Source organism: Pseudomonas graminis, assembly GCF_001705435.1.
GTDB lineage: Bacteria > Pseudomonadota > Gammaproteobacteria > Pseudomonadales > Pseudomonadaceae > Aquipseudomonas > Aquipseudomonas graminis_B.
In genome coordinates this window covers 192,020-207,627 of sequence record NZ_MDEN01000065.1, presented here as the reverse complement: position 1 = coordinate 207,627, position 15,608 = coordinate 192,020, and the positions used below count along the sequence as shown (strand labels likewise).

At 62.8% G+C, this 15,608-nt stretch carries 12 protein-coding genes; 6 read left to right on the top strand and 6 right to left on the bottom strand.

Annotated elements, in window-relative coordinates; genetic code table 11:
* Positions 1 to 154: 154 nt before the first annotated feature.
* Both tpx and BBI10_RS17690 read right to left on the bottom strand, forming a co-directional pair.
* The gene (tpx, locus tag BBI10_RS17695) at positions 155 to 655 is read right to left on the bottom strand and encodes a thiol peroxidase (RefSeq protein WP_065990607.1); all 501 of its coding nucleotides are present in this window, start codon (positions 653 to 655) and stop codon (positions 155 to 157) included.
* Between the two features lie 87 nt (positions 656 to 742).
* Positions 743 to 1,672: a LysR family transcriptional regulator gene (locus BBI10_RS17690; RefSeq protein ID WP_065990605.1), complete on the bottom strand. Its 930-nt coding sequence runs from the start codon at positions 1,670 to 1,672 to the stop codon at positions 743 to 745.
* 126 nt (positions 1,673 to 1,798) lie between these two features.
* Here BBI10_RS17690 and BBI10_RS17685 point away from each other — a divergent pair, with 126 nt between their 5' ends.
* Complete coding sequence (locus tag BBI10_RS17685; RefSeq protein ID WP_065990877.1) at positions 1,799 to 2,794, top strand: aldo/keto reductase; 996 nt, start codon at positions 1,799 to 1,801, stop codon at positions 2,792 to 2,794.
* Between the two features lie 114 nt (positions 2,795 to 2,908).
* On the opposite strand, the gene BBI10_RS17680 is transcribed toward BBI10_RS17685, so the two are convergent.
* From BBI10_RS17680 to BBI10_RS17670, 3 genes are all read right to left on the bottom strand, one after another.
* Positions 2,909 to 6,529: a translocation/assembly module TamB domain-containing protein gene (locus tag BBI10_RS17680; RefSeq protein ID WP_065990875.1), complete on the bottom strand. Its 3,621-nt coding sequence runs from the start codon at positions 6,527 to 6,529 to the stop codon at positions 2,909 to 2,911.
* Positions 6,530 to 6,597: 68 nt separating this feature from the next.
* Positions 6,598 to 8,328 carry an autotransporter assembly complex protein TamA gene (locus BBI10_RS17675; protein ID WP_065990603.1) on the bottom strand — a complete coding sequence of 577 codons (1,731 nt, stop codon included), beginning with the start codon at positions 8,326 to 8,328 and terminating at the stop codon, positions 6,598 to 6,600.
* 66 nt (positions 8,329 to 8,394) lie between these two features.
* A complete protein-coding gene (locus tag BBI10_RS17670; protein WP_065990601.1) occupies positions 8,395 to 9,045 on the bottom strand; it encodes a GNAT family N-acetyltransferase in 651 nt (216 codons plus the stop codon).
* Positions 9,046 to 9,256: 211 nt separating this feature from the next.
* Here BBI10_RS17670 and xthA point away from each other — a divergent pair, with 211 nt between their 5' ends.
* Positions 9,257 to 10,069 (top strand): exodeoxyribonuclease III, encoded by an 813-nt coding sequence (xthA, locus tag BBI10_RS17665; RefSeq protein WP_065990599.1) that lies wholly within the window; start codon positions 9,257 to 9,259, stop codon positions 10,067 to 10,069.
* 130 nt (positions 10,070 to 10,199) lie between these two features.
* Entirely contained in the window at positions 10,200 to 11,555 is a 1,356-nt protein-coding gene (locus tag BBI10_RS17660; protein WP_083233158.1) for a substrate-binding domain-containing protein, read from the top strand.
* A gap of 52 nt (positions 11,556 to 11,607) precedes the next feature.
* Here BBI10_RS17660 and BBI10_RS17655 read toward each other — a convergent pair whose 3' ends face one another.
* The gene (locus tag BBI10_RS17655) at positions 11,608 to 12,840 is read right to left on the bottom strand and encodes an acyl-CoA dehydrogenase (RefSeq protein WP_065990598.1); all 1,233 of its coding nucleotides are present in this window, start codon (positions 12,838 to 12,840) and stop codon (positions 11,608 to 11,610) included.
* A gap of 157 nt (positions 12,841 to 12,997) precedes the next feature.
* Here BBI10_RS17655 and BBI10_RS17650 point away from each other — a divergent pair, with 157 nt between their 5' ends.
* The 3 genes from BBI10_RS17650 (at position 12,998) to BBI10_RS17640 (ending at position 15,509) form a co-directional block, all read left to right on the top strand.
* A complete protein-coding gene (locus BBI10_RS17650) occupies positions 12,998 to 13,942 on the top strand; it encodes a LysR family transcriptional regulator (protein WP_065990597.1) in 945 nt (314 codons plus the stop codon).
* Positions 13,943 to 14,174: 232 nt separating this feature from the next.
* Positions 14,175 to 14,555, top strand: coding sequence for a MerR family transcriptional regulator (locus BBI10_RS17645; protein ID WP_065990595.1), 381 nt, complete (start codon positions 14,175 to 14,177; stop codon positions 14,553 to 14,555).
* 54 nt (positions 14,556 to 14,609) lie between these two features.
* Positions 14,610 to 15,509, top strand: a complete 900-nt coding sequence (locus tag BBI10_RS17640) for a hydroxymethylglutaryl-CoA lyase (RefSeq protein WP_065990592.1) — start codon at positions 14,610 to 14,612, stop codon at positions 15,507 to 15,509.
* Positions 15,510 to 15,608: the final 99 nt, after the last annotated feature.

The window sequence follows — 15,608 nt, the reverse complement described above, 5'->3', positions numbered from 1 at the left end:
GTCCGGCAAGGCAAAGGGGCTTTACCGGCAATTTACCTAGTGCTTACTTGGAATAAGGTGCTGACGTACCCATAAAAAACGGCCTGAGGGTGTCAGGCCGCCTGGATGTTGCCGGGTAATGCTGTCGACTGATGGCAATACGCCGCTTGCCAGCTTACTTCAATACGGCCAGCGCCGCGTCGTAGTTCGGCTCCTGGCCGATCTCCGGTACCAGTTCGCTGTGCAGCACCGTGTCGTTTTCGTCCAGCACCACGACAGCACGGGTGGTCAGACCCACCATCGGCCCGTCGGCGATGGCAACGCCATAGTCCTGCATGAACTGCGCGCCGCGCATGGTCGACAGGTTCTTCACGTTTTCCAGACCTTCGGCGCCGCAGAAGCGCGCCTGGGCGAACGGCAGGTCGGCGGAGATGCACAGCACAACGGCGTTGTTCAGCTCGTTGGCCTGAGCATTGAATTTGCGGATGGAGGTGGCGCAGGTCGGGGTGTCGACGCTCGGGAAGATGTTCAGCACCTTGCGCTTGCCGGCGAAGGTTTCCAGGGTTGCGTCGGACAGATCGGCCGCCACCAGTTTGAAGGCCGGCGCCTTGCTGCCGACGGTCGGCAGTTCGCCGCTGATCTGTACCGGAGAGCCTCTACGAGTCACTTGTGGCATGAGCTGAGTCCTTGTTTGAGTGGCATTCAAGGGCGGAAGTTAACCATGAAAAAGCGTGGCAACCTACCGCCCGAAACGATTTTGTTGTCAGGAAACGGGGTGCATTACCGGTTTGTCCATCAGCCCCGGGCGGGCGCAGACGTCCACCACCCAGTCGACGAATACCCTCACCCGCCGCGACGTCTGCCGGTGTGCCGGGTACAGCGCGGTCAGGGGCAGCAGCGGTTGTTCGATGTCGCCCAGCACCTCGATCAGCTCGCCGCGGCGCAACGATTCGGCGACGTGGTAGTACGGCGTCTGCACCAGTCCGTACCCTGCGCTGCACGCCGCGAGGTAGCCATCGGCGCTGTTGGTCGCCAGAGCCTTGGGCAGGTCGGGCGCGTGAACTCGGCCATCAATGACGAACTCAAGCCCATAGCGTTTGTGGGTGGTGGAAGAGAAGTATTCGATGATCTGGTGGTGCTGCAGATCGGCAAGGGAGAGCGGCGTGCCCCTGCGCTGCAGATACCCGGGACTGGCACACACCACCTGGCGCATGTGAGCGAGCGGTCGGGCCGCCAGGGAGTGATCGAGGGGCTGTCCGCCGCGAATCACGCAGTCGTAGCCCTCCCGGATAAGGTCCACGGGACGATCGTTCATGCCCACTTCCATTGCCAACCGGGGATAACGCTCGGTGAACTCCGGCAGCAGCGGCATGATGATCAATCGGCCGATGCCCGACGGCATGTCGACTCGCAGCACGCCTTCCGGGTCCCGGGCCACCGAAGAGAACAACGATTCGGCCGCTTCAAGCTCGTTCAGCACGCTGACGCAGCGGTGGTAATAGGCCTGACCGTCCGGCGTCGGCGTCACCTGCCGCGTGGTGCGCATCAACAACTGCACGCCCAACTGTGCCTCCAGCTGCTTGATCAGAATGGTCACCGACGCCCGGGGCATGTGCAGGCTGTCGGCGGCCCTGGCGAAACCGCCCAGCTCGACAATGCGCGTGAAGGCCCGCATCGCGTTGAATTTATCCATGGCTTGTCACGGTTCCGCTGAGAGATTGTTTAGAAATCACCAATAGTGAAAGCACTTTTAGCCGGTTTATCCCGACGCTGTCGAGGCGCAAGAATGGTGGTCCTCTTGATCGACAAGGCACCCATCATGCAAACGCGTCAACTTGGCAAAAACGGCCCGCATGTCTCGGCCCTGGGCCTGGGCTGCATGGGCATGACCGACTTCTATACGACGGGCGGCAACGCCGACGAAGCCATCGCCACCCTGCACCGGGCGCTGGAGATGGGCGTCACCCTGCTGGACACCGCCGATATGTACGGCCCCCACACCAATGAGGAACTGCTGGGCAAGGCGCTGGCTGGCAAGCGGGATCAGGCGTTCATCGCCAGCAAGTTCGGCATCGTGCGTACGCCAGGCGACGCCGGCGCGCGCGGGGTCAATGGCAGCCCCGAATACATCCGCGCCGCGATCGATGGCACGTTGCAGCGTCTGAAAATCGACACCCTGGATCTGTATTACCAGCACCGCATTGATCCCGGCGTGGCGATCGAAGAGTCCGTTGGCGCCATGGCCGAGCTGGTCAAGGCAGGCAAGGTGCGCTTTCTCGGCTTGAGCGAGGCGTCGGCAAGCACCCTCGAACGCGCGCACAAGGTTCATCCCATTGCCGCCCTGCAGACCGAATATTCACTGTGGAGCCGCGAGCCGGAAGAAAACGGCGCGCTCGACACGTGCCGCCGGCTAGGCATTGCGTTTGTGCCGTACAGCCCGTTGGGGCGCGGTTTTCTGACCGGCGCACTGAAGAGCCCGGACGACTTCGCCGCCGATGACTATCGCCGCAGCAGTCCGAGGTTCCAGGGCGAGAACTTCGCCAAAAACCTGCTGCTGGTGAAGAAGGTCGAGCAACTGGCGGCAGAAAAAGGCATCACCGCTGGCCAACTGGCGCTGGCCTGGGTCCTCGCCCAGGGCAATGACGTGATTCCGATTCCGGGCACCAAGCAGCGCAAATACCTGGAAGAGAACGTCGCTGCGCTGGACGTGACCCTCAGCGCAGCAGAGTTGCAGGCGCTGAAAGACCTGTTCCCGGTTAACGCTGTCGCAGGCGGCCGTTATCCCGATGCGGCGATGAAGCTGGTCAACGGGTAAGCGGGTAAGCGGGTAACGCTCTCCAATCATCGCTGCGTCTTCGATGAACCCCGGCCTGTTAGCGGCGACACTCCGCCGCCAGCAGGCCCTGCCCCGCCCCATTTCGACGGGTTGTCAGAAGTCCCGCTTGTAGAAGATGTCCAGCGAACTCGCCACACCGCCTGCGACCTCCAGGTACACCTTCTTGCTCAGCAGGTAGCGCAAGGTCAGGGTGTTGGCCGGCTCGAACACCCCTACGCCGTAACGCAGGCTGAGCTTGTCGGTGATCTTGCCGCTGGCGACCACCGCCGTCTTGTCGCCGCTGCCCGAGGTGTCCAGATCAAAATCCTGAATCCCCAGCCCGGACGCCAGCTTGCCCGCCGTCGACGAACCGCCGGCCAGACCCAATGCCAGCGCCGCCTGGGCGACCATGTTGCTGTCTTCGCCATTGGTGCTCAGCGGACGGCCCAGCACCAGATACGAGAGCGCCTGCTCCTGACTCATGGCCGGTTCGGAGAACACCGTGGTGGTCGGCTGCTCGGCGCTGCCGCTCAGGCGAATGCCGGCAATCACGTCGTCGGTCTGGCGGATGGCTTCAATGTCCAGATACGGCTGGTCAACCGGTCCTGCGAACAGCAGGCGCGCCTTGCGAATGGTCAGGCGCTGGCCGTAAGCGCGGTAGCGGCCGTCGTTGAGGTTCAGCTCGCCGCGGGTGTCCATGTTGTCGCCGATGTGCACGTGGCCGACCAGATTCGCAGTCAAACCGAAGCCGCTGAAACTCAAGGTCTCCTGGCCCACTTCGACGTTCACATCCATGGCGATGGCCAAGGGGGTTTTGCCCTGTTCGGTCTGCTGGCCCACGATCACGGTGTCATCAGAGACTTTCACCGTTGAAGGCGGCAGCTGGCGCACCGTGATCTCGCCTTTCGGGATCAGCACCTTGCCGGATACCGCGAGCCTGTCGCCCTGCAGTGTAATCTTCAGGTCCGGCGCCGCTTCCAGCTTGGCGTACGGTTCAACGGTGATCGGCAGGTGCGTGCCCTTCAGGTCAACGTCGACATCCAGCGCATTGGCCCAGGCCACATGCCCGCCAATGCTGCCTTGACCCGTCGTGCCGCTGCGCCAGTTGCCGGTCAGATCAACGCGCTCGCCGGCAATCAGGGCCCGCACATTGAGCTTTTCAAGACTCACCGGCAATTCGGGACCGGAGACTTCGGCGTCGTTGAGCGTCACGTTGCCGTTGACCTGAGGCGCCAGCAGGCCGCCCGAGATCCGCCCGCTGCCGTTGAGCTTGCCGTTGAGCTTTTCCACCATGGGCACAAACGGCCTTGCGACCGACACGTCCAGGCCGCTGAGGGTGAAGTCGCCGGTCACGGGCTTGTTCCTCGCGATCGGATCGATGCTCAGTCGCGCCAGCAGTTCACCGAGCTTGCCGCCACGAAAATTGAGGCTGGTGTCGACTTTCTTCGGGGTCAGGCTGCTGGTCAGCTTCAGCGTGTCGTAGGGGAAATCCAGCCACTGGTTCTTGTCCTTGACCCGCAGCGTCCCGCCACTGGCGTCGATGACCACCTGGCCATTGGGGCCGGCAGCGGGAACGTCCAGCTGGATGTCGGCATTCAACGCGCCCTTCCAGGCGAAATCCTTGGGCAGCCACTGCGCCAGACTTTCCAGCGGGAAGCGCTTGAGGTGGTAGCGCAGGCGCGGTTCGGGCATCAGGCGCTGATCTTCGCCGCACAGGCTCGCAGGCCCCGACACCCAGCAATGAGCACCAAAGTTGACCTTGCCGTCGGCCAGGCGCTCCAGCTTGGCCGGCTGTTGCAGCTTCCAGTCCTGCCCGCCGCTCTGGATGTCGCCGCTGGCCAGACGCCCGCGCCAATTACCTTTGTCCAGATTGCCATCCAGCGCCAGGGCCAGTTTTAGCAGCGGCCCTTTGAGATCGAGTTTGACTTGCTGACGCTTGATGTCGCCCTGGCCATTAACCGTCAGCGCGCCGAGCGCCGTGTCGCCGGCCTGAATGCCGGAGGTCTTCAGGTCAAGGGTGGCGCGCTGGGCGCTGTCGAGCCTGGACACCAGGGTCAAGCTTTGCAGCGTGTTCGCTTGGAACGCCAGTTGCGTGCCTTGCAAGGCCAGCTGCCCTTGGGGCGCCTGTACAGTGCCGGCGACGTCGAGGCGCCCTTTCATCTGGCCTTGCAGGCCAGGCCATAGCTGGCCCAGTCGCGCCAGGTTGATGTCCAGCTGGCCGGCGATTTTCTGCTGAAGGCTGCCCGTGCCTTGAATCCGGTTGTCGCCCAGGCGGATGTCCAGGGCGTTGAGGTTCCATTTGTTGTCGGCGCCATCGGCCTTGGCCTGCAGCACCGCGGGCTGACCGCGCAGGCGCCCCTTCAGGTCCAGATCGGCGTTCAGGGTGAGTTGCTCGTTGCGCATTGAACCCTTGCTGCGCAGCGGACCCGCCAGGGAGCCCGGCAATTCCGCGACCCAGTAAGCGGGATCGATGGCGCTGAGGTCCAGTGCCGTGTCCCAGGCGATGCCGTCGGCAAATTGCAGATTCAGGTGACCGCTGGCCTTGCCCTGCCCGGCTGCCAGCTCAAGTTGAGGCAGGAAGATCTCCTGCAAATCGCCGCTGAAGGGGCTCTGCAACGTGAATGGACCCGCCGGGCCCTTGAAGTCGCCGGCGAAATGGCCGAGGTATTTGCCGTCGGTGTAGGACACTTCCCCGGTGAACGTATGCACGCTGACCTGGGGCTCGTCGATCAACGGGTACAGGCGATGCCAGGGGAAATCCAGCCAGTCGATCTTCGCGTCGGCGCGCAGGCCCTGCTGCCAGTCCAGCTTGCCGCTCGCCTTGAGGCGCTGGTTGTCACTGGCGGTCAGATCAAGCGCCGTAATGTCCGCGCCCTTGGCGTCGACCCGGCCTTGTAATGCCAGCGCCACCGGGCCTTTTTCCGCCGGAAGGCTGGCGTTGCCGGTGATGGCGTAGCCTTGAGCAAGATCGCCCTTGGCGTTGAGCATCAGATGATCGAGCTGCAACGTGTCCGGCAGATCAGCGCTGGGCTTGAAGTTGTCGCTGGTGATGGCGATGTCCGCCGGCAGGTTCTCCACCAGCGGTTGCAACTGCCCGACGAGCGTGGCGTCGATGTAGCCCTTGCTCTGCGCGTTGAGGGTCAAAGTCTTGAGCAGGTCCCCTTGAATGTTCAGCGCCAGTGACAACGGCTGACCACTGACGTCGGGTAGCTTCAGCTGTCCTTCGGCGGTCAACGGCCAGTTACCCTCGGGTTTGAGCAGGCCTGACAGGTCAAGGGCGATGTCATCACGCCCGGCGTGCAGCCAATCGATCTTCAACCCTTCAGCGGTCCAGTGCGCCGCCAGCTGCACGTCGCGAACCTGTTCGGTGCCGTCCAGATGAAGACTGCCGATCTGCACGCGCCCCAGTTGCAGGGCCAGCGGCAGCTTGAGGTCCGGCAGCGTGATCGGGCCGCTGGCTGCCTCGTCGCTGGAGGGCGGAAACTGCAGCCTGATGTCGCCCGTTTGCAGGTTGTCGATGCACAGCGTCATGCGCGCGAGGCACGCGGGTGACCAGTCGAAAACCGGTGCGTCGACTTCGACTTTGCTCTGGCCTTGCTGCCAGACCAGGTGATCCGCCTGCCACGCGCCGCCCAGACGACCGGAAAACCCTTCGACCGTCAGGCCCGGCACCCACCCGAGGGCCCAACGGCTGCCGCTTTGCGTACCGAGGAGGATGGTGGCCGTCAGCACCATCAAAATGATCAGCGACAGCAGCGTAATCGCCGTGATTGCCGCGGTGCGTTTCAACAAAGCCAGCTTCGTCACAGTTCAGGTCCCATCGAGAAGTGCAGACGAATACCGCCGTCTTCATCCAGCGCGTGGGCGAGGTCGAGGCGCAGCGGCCCCACCGGCGACACCCAGCGCACGCCAATGCCGACGCCGGTTTTCAGGCTCGGCAGGTCCAGTGAATTGAACGAGTTGCCCTGATCGACGAACGCCGCCACCCGCCATTTTTCGGCGATCGAGTATTGGTACTCGGCGCTTCCGGCGATCATGTAACGGCCGCCGATCTTGTCACCGTCGGAGTTCTCCGGGGACAGCGATTGGTAGTCATAGCCGCGCACGCTCTGGTCGCCACCGGCAAAAAAGCGCAGGGATGGCGGGATCGACTTGTAGCCGTTGCTGGCGCTGCCCCCAACCTGCACACGCCCGAGGAAGCGGTGGTTCTGCGCCACGGTGGTCAGCCCTTTGAGCATCACCGTGCCGTGCAGCAGGTTGGCGTCAGAACCCAGCCCTTCCTTGGCGACCTGGGTGTCGAACCGCAGCCGGTAGCCGTTGTGCGGGTCGATGCGGTTGTCGCTGCGCAGGTACGAATAGCTGACGCCGGGCATGAGCAAGGTGCTGAGGCCTTCGTCGTTGCCCAGCCGGTATTCTTCGCGCTGCCACTTCAGCGATATCACGCGCTCCCAGCCGCTGGGCAGTTTGCTGTGCCATTCGGGCCCAACGGTCAGCAGTTTGCTGAGGCTGTCGGTGTCGGCGATTTCTTCATATTGATAGCCACCGGCAAATCGCAATTTGTCGGTCAGGGGCGGGTCCAGCGGGATGTCGTAGAACAGGCCGACGTTCTGCCGAGGGGCGGAGATTTCCGCCTCGGCGCCATAACTGTGGCCCTGGGGATTGACCCAGTGGCGCGTCCAGTTGGCCTTTACCCGTGGGCCGACGTCGGTCGAATAGCCGACCCCGAGCCCCATGGTCCGCGGCTTGCGGGTCTGCAACTGCACGTCGACCGGAATGACCTGGGCCTGGGCATCGGTGGGCGATGCGTTGACCCGAACGCCTTCGAAATAGCCGCTCGACTGCATGGCCTGATTGAGTTCGGCGATCAGTTCGGAGTCGTAGGGCGTGTCTTGTTTGAACGGCACCATGCGCCGCAGCAAGTCTTCATCGAATGGCGCGTCGCCGCTGAAGGTCACTTTGCCAAGGGAGAAACGCGGCCCGCTGTCGTAGACCAGTTCGATGTCGGCGACACCGGCGCGCGGGTCGACGGAAAGGCGCTGGGTCACGAACCGGCCCTTGAAGAAGCCGTAGCGCGCCGCCTGGGTTTCAATCAGGTGCTTGGCGTCCTCGTAGACACCATGGTTGAGCACCGCGCCGGGCTTCAGGGCGCCACCCTTCGGCACCCGGAAGCTTTTAAGCTGGGTCGCCTGCCCGGTCACGCGGATGGATACGTTGCGCAGGTGCACAGGCTCGCCGGCCTGAACCTTCAACAGCAGTTGCAGGTTGTTGTCGACGTGGCGGACTTCGCTGTCAATCTGCGCCTGATAATAGCCAAGGGCCTGAGCGGCCTTTTGCGCCTGCTCGACGGCCCCGACGCTGAAGCGTTCGAGCGCTGGCTCGTCGCGCTCGCCGAGGCTGCCCACATACCCTTCGATGTTGGACTTGAGCGCGGCATTGGACGGCTTGACCCGGACTTCCAGCTGCGCATCGGCAAACGCCGCGCAACTGGACAACATCAGGAGAAAGCCACTGGTGTATCGATGGGGAAACTTCATAGGCGCGAATGCTACACGAGCGACGCGGGCTGCTGGAACCCGCGGAAATGGAGAAGCGTGCGCGGCTCAGGCCACAGAACCCAATGAAACCTGCGGATTTGGGTGGAAAAAGATGTGTTCGCGGACAGGTCCTACTGCCACCTCACCAATTTCCTCATAACCCTGTCGGTTATAGAACTCCAGATAATCGCCATTGCCGGTGTCGAGAACGATGCCCTGGGAATTTCTGTCCTGGGCACACCAGTCATGCAACGCCAGCAGCAACCGCTCGCCATAGTGCCGGCCCTGAAAGTCGGGATGCACGCCGAACAACGGCAGGACATGCACCGCTTCCGAAGGCACGCAGGCCAGCACGGCGTGGTAGTACTCCAGATAGCGCTGGGTGCAGCGCAGGCCGGTGGTCATCAACATGCGAATGCGCCAGGCCCAGCTTTCGGTGATGCCCAGCCGCCGCTGCGGAGGCGCAATCAGGGCAACGCCGACCAGGCGGTCCGCCACGAATAGCCCCAACGCCGGCAGGTCCTGCAGATAGTGCTGTTTGACCAGCGCCCGAATGGTCGCCTTGACCCGATGGTCGTAGCCGGAGCGGCCGGATTCGAAGAGGTAGGCAAAACTCGGCTCCTGGCGGTAGGCGAGGTACAGCAGCGCGCGGGTTTCGCGGGAGTAGCCGCTGTCGAGCTGACGGATCTCCGCCGTTTCGCTAGGCAGTTCAGGCATGGTGTGCGTCCTTTTGATGAGCCCCGGGGCGGCCGCTCGGGTGCTTGACTTCAAGGCTTCGAGTCGCCGCCCGCCAGCGCAGTTCCCGCGACGTGGCCGCCGATCAGAAATGCGCACAGCGCAACCGCCATCGCACAGAGCGCCTCTGACGCTGGCCGTGGCCGGGCAGGTCGGCTAGCATCGCCGTTTGTTTTTGCTAGGACCGCCGCCCATGAAAATTGTGTCTTTTAATATCAACGGCCTTCGCGCCCGACCGCATCAACTGGCGGCGTTGATCGAGAAACATCAGCCCGACGTCATTGGCCTGCAGGAAACCAAGGTCTCCGACGAGCAGTTTCCCCAGGCCGATATCGAAGCGCTGGGTTACCACGTGCACTTCCACGGTCAGAAAGGTCACTACGGCGTCGCCCTGCTCTCGCGTCAGCCGGCGCTGTCGATCCACAAGGGCTTCGACAATGACGACGAAGAGGCCCAGCGCCGTTTTATCTGGGGTACATTCGCTGATCGCAACGGCAATCCGGTGACGGTCATGAACGGCTATTTCCCACAAGGCGAAAGCCGTGATCACCCGACCAAGTTCCCGGCCAAGCTGCGCTTCTATGCAGATCTGCAGAACCTGCTGGAAACGAAATTCAGCAACGACCAGCCGCTGGTGGTGATGGGCGACGTCAACATCTCCCCGGAGGACAGCGACATCGGCATTGGCGCCGACAACGCCAAGCGCTGGTTGAAAACCGGCAAGTGCAGCTTCCTTCCGGAAGAGCGCGAGTGGCTCGGCAAGCTGAAGAACTGGGGCCTGGTGGACAGCTTCCGTCACTTGTACCCGGAAGTGGTCGATCAGTTCAGCTGGTTCGACTATCGCAGCCGCGGCTTTGAAGACGAGCCCAAGCGTGGCCTGCGCATCGACCTGATCCTCACGTCCCATGGCCTGCAACCGCGCATCAAGGCGGCGGGCGTGGACTACCATTTGCGGTCGATGGACAAGCCTTCCGACCACGCGCCGATCTGGCTTGAGCTGGAATAACCGAACCATCACAGGTGAGCCGCGCGGCGCCCTGCCCGCGGCTTCATCGTCCGAGGCGCTATAAGCCGCGGGCTGTCATCTGCGCGTCATTGGCCTGTCTTATTCTCCGGCCACCTCCACTCCTATAAAGATGCCGCACATGCTGCGCACCGGTGTTTTCATTTTCCTCGCTTCACTCTTCGCTTTTTCGGTAGATACCCACGCCGCTGCCCTGCTCGCGCCCAGTGACGGCTCGCCGGCCTTGCGCATTCAGGGCTCGAACACGATTGGCGCGCAACTGGGGCCGGCGCTGGTCAAAGGCCTGCTGGCGCAGCAAGGCGCACAGTCCATTCAGGAACAAGCGGGCGCGCACCCCAACGAGCGGCGTATCACCGCCCAGTTGCCGTCCGGCCAGAATGTCAGCATCGACATTGCGGCACACGGATCGAGCACAGGTTTCGTGGCCCTGAAGGACGGCTTGGCAGATGTAGCAGCCTCCTCCCGCCCCATCAAAAACAGCGAAGCCATGGAGCTGTCAGCCTTGGGCGACTTGCGCAGCCATCAGGCCGAGCAGGTCATCGCCATCGACGGCGTTGCGGTGATTCTCCATCCCGGCAACCCGCTGCGAAAGCTGAGCACAGTGCAACTGGCGAAAATCTTTGCCGGGGAGGTCCGCGACTGGGAGCAATTGGGCGGCACTGCCGGGGCCATTCATTTATATGCGCGGGATCAGCAGTCGGGCACCTTCGACACCTTCAACGAGCTGGTGCTGGACAAGTCCGGCAAGACGTTGTCGAAGGAGGCCCGGCGGTTCGAGTCCAGCGAGGAATTGTCCGATCAGGTCAGCCAGGACCGCCAGGGCATCGGTTTCATCGGCCTGCCCAACGTCCGGCAGGCCAAGGCCGTGGCGATCATCGACGGCGAGTCCAAACCGATGCTGCCCACGGTCAGCCTGATCGCCACCGAAGACTATCCGCTGTCACGCCGCCTGTATTTCTACCTGCCGCCTGAGGCGAAGCAGCGCTGGGCCAAGGCGCTGGTGCGGTTCGCCCAGAGTCCGCAGGGACAGTCCATCGTGGCGCAAAACGGGTTTGTGTCGCAGACGGTGCAGGCGGTAAAAGTGCGGGCGACGACGCAGATGCCGCTGGCGTACCAAAATCTGGCGCGGGAGGCCGAGCGGCTGTCGGTGAATTTCCGTTTCGCCCAGGGCAGCGCGACACTCGACACCAAGGCCATGCTCGACCTCAAGCGCGTGGTCGACTACCTGAAGGCCCATGACAAGCTGGATCAGAAGGTCACGCTGGTGGGATTTGGCGATGCCAAGAGCGACCCGGCGCGGGCGCAGTTGCTGTCCAGACTGCGCGCGATGGCAGTGCGCCGGGAGTTGCTGAAACATCAGGTCGTGCTGCGTGAAGTGCGCGGCTTCGGCGACGAAATGCCGGTGGCGACCAATGACGGCGATGAAGGCCGGATCAAGAACCGCCGGGTGGAGGTGTGGGTGGAGTGATGCGGTTCAAGCCCGCCAGCACTGTACGGCTTACTGGCGACGTCGTGGTCGGTCACCGATGTTCGCTGCGCATCATCTCCTTGGGCACGTACTTGCCAATCTCGAATTTGCCGATCGCCGCGCGGTGGACTTCGTCCGGGCCGTCGGCCAGGCGCAGGGTGCGCTGCATGGCGTACATGTAGGCCAGCGGGAAATCGCCGGACACCCCCGCACCGCCATGCATCTGGATCGCCCGGTCGATCACCCGCAGAGCGACGTTCGGCGCGACCACTTTGATCTGCGCGATCTCGCTCTTCGCCACCTTGTTGCCTACGGTGTCCATCATGTAGGCCGCTTTCAGGGTCAGCAGCCGGGCCATGTCGATTTCCATGCGCGAGTCGGCGATCTTGTCGATATTGCCACCCAGTCGCGCCAGCGGCCGGCCAAACGCAGTGCGCTGCACCGAGCGTTTGCACATCAGTTCCAGCGCGCGCTCCGCCATGCCGACCGAACGCATGCAGTGGTGAATCCTGCCTGGGCCAAGGCGACCCTGGGCGATCTCGAAACCACGTCCTTCACCCAGCAGGACGTTTTCGTACGGCACGCGCACGTTTTCGAACAGCACTTCGGCGTGACCGTGGGGCGCATCGTCGTAGCCGAACACCGGCAGCGGCCGCAGGATTTTTACCCCTGGCGTGTCAGTTGGCACCAGGATCATCGAATGCTGCTGATGACGCGGGCCGTCCGGGTTGCTCAGGCCCATGAACACCATGATCTTGCAGCGCGGGTCGCATGCGCCGGAGGTCCACCATTTGCGGCCGTTGATCACCCACTCGTCGCCATCACGCACTGCGGTCGCGGCCATGTTGGTGGCATCCGAGGACGCCACGTCGGGTTCGGTCATCGCAAACGCGGAGCGAATCTCGCCGCGCAGCAAAGGTTCCAGCCAGCGTTCCTTCTGCGCCTCACTGGCGTAGCGCACCAGCACTTCCATGTTGCCGGTGTCCGGCGCCGAACAGTTGAACGGCTCCGGGCCGAGCAGCGAGCGGCCCATGATCTCCGCCAGCGGCGCGTACTCGAGATTCGACAGCCCTGCCCCGCGTTCGGATTCCGGCAGGAACAGGTTCCACAGCCCCTCGGCCTTTGCCTTCGCCTTGAGCGCCTCCATGATCGCCGTCGGCTGCCAGCGGTCGCCTTCGGCCACTTGGCGCTCGAACACGGGCTCGGCCGGGTACACGTGAGTGTCCATGAAGGCCGTCACGCGCTCGCGCAGTGCCTGAACCTTGGGGGAGTAAGCGAAATCCATGGGGCGGCTGCCTTCTATGAGGTGTTGTCAGGTCGTGAGCCGATGCTAGATCAGCGCCCCCCATTTATCTAACCTATTCTCGGCGTGTATAAACATTCATAACCGATATATGATTCGGCGCATTCCAAACAACAAGAACTGCACGAGGCGCACAGCAATGAACCTGAGCAAGGTCGATCTCAATCTCTTTATTGTGTTTGACGCCATCTACACCGAAGCCAATCTGACCCGCGCCGGTCAGATCGTCGGCATCACCCAGCCTGCGGTGTCCAACGCCCTGTCGCGCCTTCGCGAAACCTTCAACGATCCACTGTTCGTGCGCACCGCCCAGGGCATGGTGCCCACCCCGATGGCGCAGAACATCATCGGCCCGGTGCGCAACGCCCTGTCGCTGCTGCGGGTGTCGGTGCAGGAGAGCCGGATTTTCAATCCGCTGCAGGCCAACAAGAATTACCGCATCAGCATGACCGACCTCACCGAAGCGGTGATTCTGCCGGCACTGTTCCAACGGCTGCGGCGCTTGGCGCCCGCCGTAACCATCGAAAGCTTTCTGTCCAAGCGCCGGGAGACGACCAAGGAACTCGCGGCGGGCCGACTGGATTTCGCCGTCGACGCGCCGTTGAATACCGACCCCCAGGTGCGCCACGTCAAGTTGATGGAAGACCGCTACGTGTGCGCCATGCGCCGTGGCCACCCCCTGGCAAACAAGGAGGCCATCAGCCTGGATGACTATCTCAGCGTCGCGCACATTCATATTTCCAGCCGGCGCAGTGGCTTGGGTTATGTGGATCTGGCGCTCGGAAAAATGGGTATCCAGCGTAAGGTGGCGTTGCGTTCGCAGCATTACCTGATGGCCTCGCAGGTGTTGCAGCAAACCGACATGGTGATGACCGTTCCCGAGCGCTTCGCCCGGCGCAATGACCTGCATTTCGTGCACCTGCCGGTCAACGACGTGCCGACCGTGGAAACCCACCTGTACTGGCACGAAAGCACCGATCAGGACCCCGCCAACCGCTGGATGCGTGAGCAGATCATCGAACTCTGCCAATTGGTGACTGCGCAGGAGCGCAAGTTGGGCAAGACCCTTGAAGCAGTGAAGTGAAGGTTCAGCGGCGCCTGCGGTCAACGTAGGACCGGCTTTAGCCGGGAAGAGGCCCTTGCGGACACCATCCATTTTGCGGTGTCGCTGCTGGCCCTTTCCCGGCTGAAGCCGGTCCTACATTCAAAACGCCGTCCTACGATTGGCAAAAGCTGTCCAGTGTTTGATAACGCCCTTGACGTTAACGTAAAGCCCCACTTACGTTACGCCCAGGCCTTCCGTATCGAGCACTGCCATGACCGCCACCACCTACAGCATTTCCGACCTCGCCCGCGAGCTGGACATCACCACCCGCACCATCCGCTTCTACGAAGAACAAGGCATGCTCAGCCCCGAACGCCGGGGGATGGAGCGGGTGTATTCGGCCCGTGACAAGGTCACCCTCAAACTCATTCTGCGCGGCAAGCGCATCGGCTTCTCCCTCGCCGAATGCCGCGACCTCATCGGTCTGTACGACCCCGACGGCGGCAACCACAAACAATTGAGCACCATGCTGGAAAAAATCGCCGAGCGTCGCGCGCAGCTGGATCAGCAGCTTCTGGACATTCAACAAATGCAACTAGAACTCGACACAGCAGAAGAACGCTGCAAGGCCGCACTGGAAATATCCAGCTGATTCAGTCCCATAGAACAAAAACCTAAAGCCAAATCTTTCAGGAACGATGCCGCTATGTCTCTCCCTCAACGTGTGCGTCTGGTTGAAGTCGGCCCTCGGGATGGCCTGCAGAACGAATCCCGCCCGGTCAGCGTCAGCGACAAGCTGCAACTGGTGCACGACCTCGCCGATGCGGGCGTCAGCTATATCGAAGCGGGCAGTTTCGTGTCGCCGAAATGGGTGCCGCAGATGGCCGGCTCCGCTGAACTGTTCGCCGGCATCCAGCCGAAGGAAGGCGTGACCTACGCCGCGCTGGCACCCAACTTGCGCGGATTCGAAGACGCGCTGGCGGCGGGCGTGAAAGAGGTCGCGGTATTCGCCGCCGCCTCGGAATCGTTCTCCCAGCGCAACATCAACTGCTCGATCAGCGAGAGCCTGGACCGGTTTGTGCCGATCATGGAAGCCGCGCGCCTGCACGGCATCAGCGTTCGCGGCTACGTGTCGTGCGTGCTGGGTTGCCCCTATGAAGGTGACATTTCACCGAAGCAAGTGGCGTCAGTCGCCAACGAGCTGTTCTCCATGGGCTGCTACGAGGTCTCCCTGGGCGACACCATTGGCACCGGCACGCCGGGCGCCACCCGCACGCTGTTCGACGTGGTCGCCGGGCAGATCCCCCGGGGCAAGCTGGCCGGGCATTTCCACGACACCTACGGCCAGGCGCTGGCCAATCTCTACGCCAGCCTGCTGGAAGGCATTCACGTGTTCGACAGCTCGGTGGCCGGCCTCGGCGGGTGCCCCTACGCCAAAGGCGCGACCGGCAACGTGGCCAGCGAGGACGTGGTTTACCTGCTGAACGGCCTCGGCATTGAGACGGGTATCGATCTGGACAAGCTGATTGCAGCCGGTCAGCGCATCAGCGACACCCTCGGTCGGGCAAATGGGTCACGGGTGGCGAAGGCACGTCTGCCGGCCTGATGTGCGACAACTTGTCACACAGTGTTACCCTGCCCGCCATCGTGTTCAGGGAAACGGGTAACACGGAAACACCTGGCGACAGATTCAGCAGTGAATCCA

What these genes read in the sequence shown, in the direction of transcription:
- BBI10_RS17660 (WP_083233158.1), top strand. Translation starts at nt 10,200, where the DNA reads ATGCCGCACATGCTGCGCACCGGTGTTTTCATTTTCCTCGCTTCACTC.
- BBI10_RS17655 (WP_065990598.1), bottom strand. Translation starts at nt 12,840, where the DNA reads ATGGATTTCGCTTACTCCCCCAAGGTTCAGGCACTGCGCGAGCGCGTG.
- BBI10_RS17670 (WP_065990601.1), bottom strand. Translation starts at nt 9,045, where the DNA reads ATGCCTGAACTGCCTAGCGAAACGGCGGAGATCCGTCAGCTCGACAGC.
- BBI10_RS17680 (WP_065990875.1), bottom strand. Translation starts at nt 6,529, where the DNA reads ATGGTGCTGACGGCCACCATCCTCCTCGGTACGCAAAGCGGCAGCCGT.
- xthA (WP_065990599.1), top strand. Translation starts at nt 9,257, where the DNA reads ATGAAAATTGTGTCTTTTAATATCAACGGCCTTCGCGCCCGACCGCAT.
- BBI10_RS17645 (WP_065990595.1), top strand. Translation starts at nt 14,175, where the DNA reads ATGACCGCCACCACCTACAGCATTTCCGACCTCGCCCGCGAGCTGGAC.
- tpx (WP_065990607.1), bottom strand. Translation starts at nt 655, where the DNA reads ATGCCACAAGTGACTCGTAGAGGCTCTCCGGTACAGATCAGCGGCGAA.
- BBI10_RS17685 (WP_065990877.1), top strand. Translation starts at nt 1,799, where the DNA reads ATGCAAACGCGTCAACTTGGCAAAAACGGCCCGCATGTCTCGGCCCTG.
- BBI10_RS17675 (WP_065990603.1), bottom strand. Translation starts at nt 8,328, where the DNA reads ATGAAGTTTCCCCATCGATACACCAGTGGCTTTCTCCTGATGTTGTCC.
- BBI10_RS17650 (WP_065990597.1), top strand. Translation starts at nt 12,998, where the DNA reads ATGAACCTGAGCAAGGTCGATCTCAATCTCTTTATTGTGTTTGACGCC.
- BBI10_RS17690 (WP_065990605.1), bottom strand. Translation starts at nt 1,672, where the DNA reads ATGGATAAATTCAACGCGATGCGGGCCTTCACGCGCATTGTCGAGCTG.
- BBI10_RS17640 (WP_065990592.1), top strand. Translation starts at nt 14,610, where the DNA reads ATGTCTCTCCCTCAACGTGTGCGTCTGGTTGAAGTCGGCCCTCGGGAT.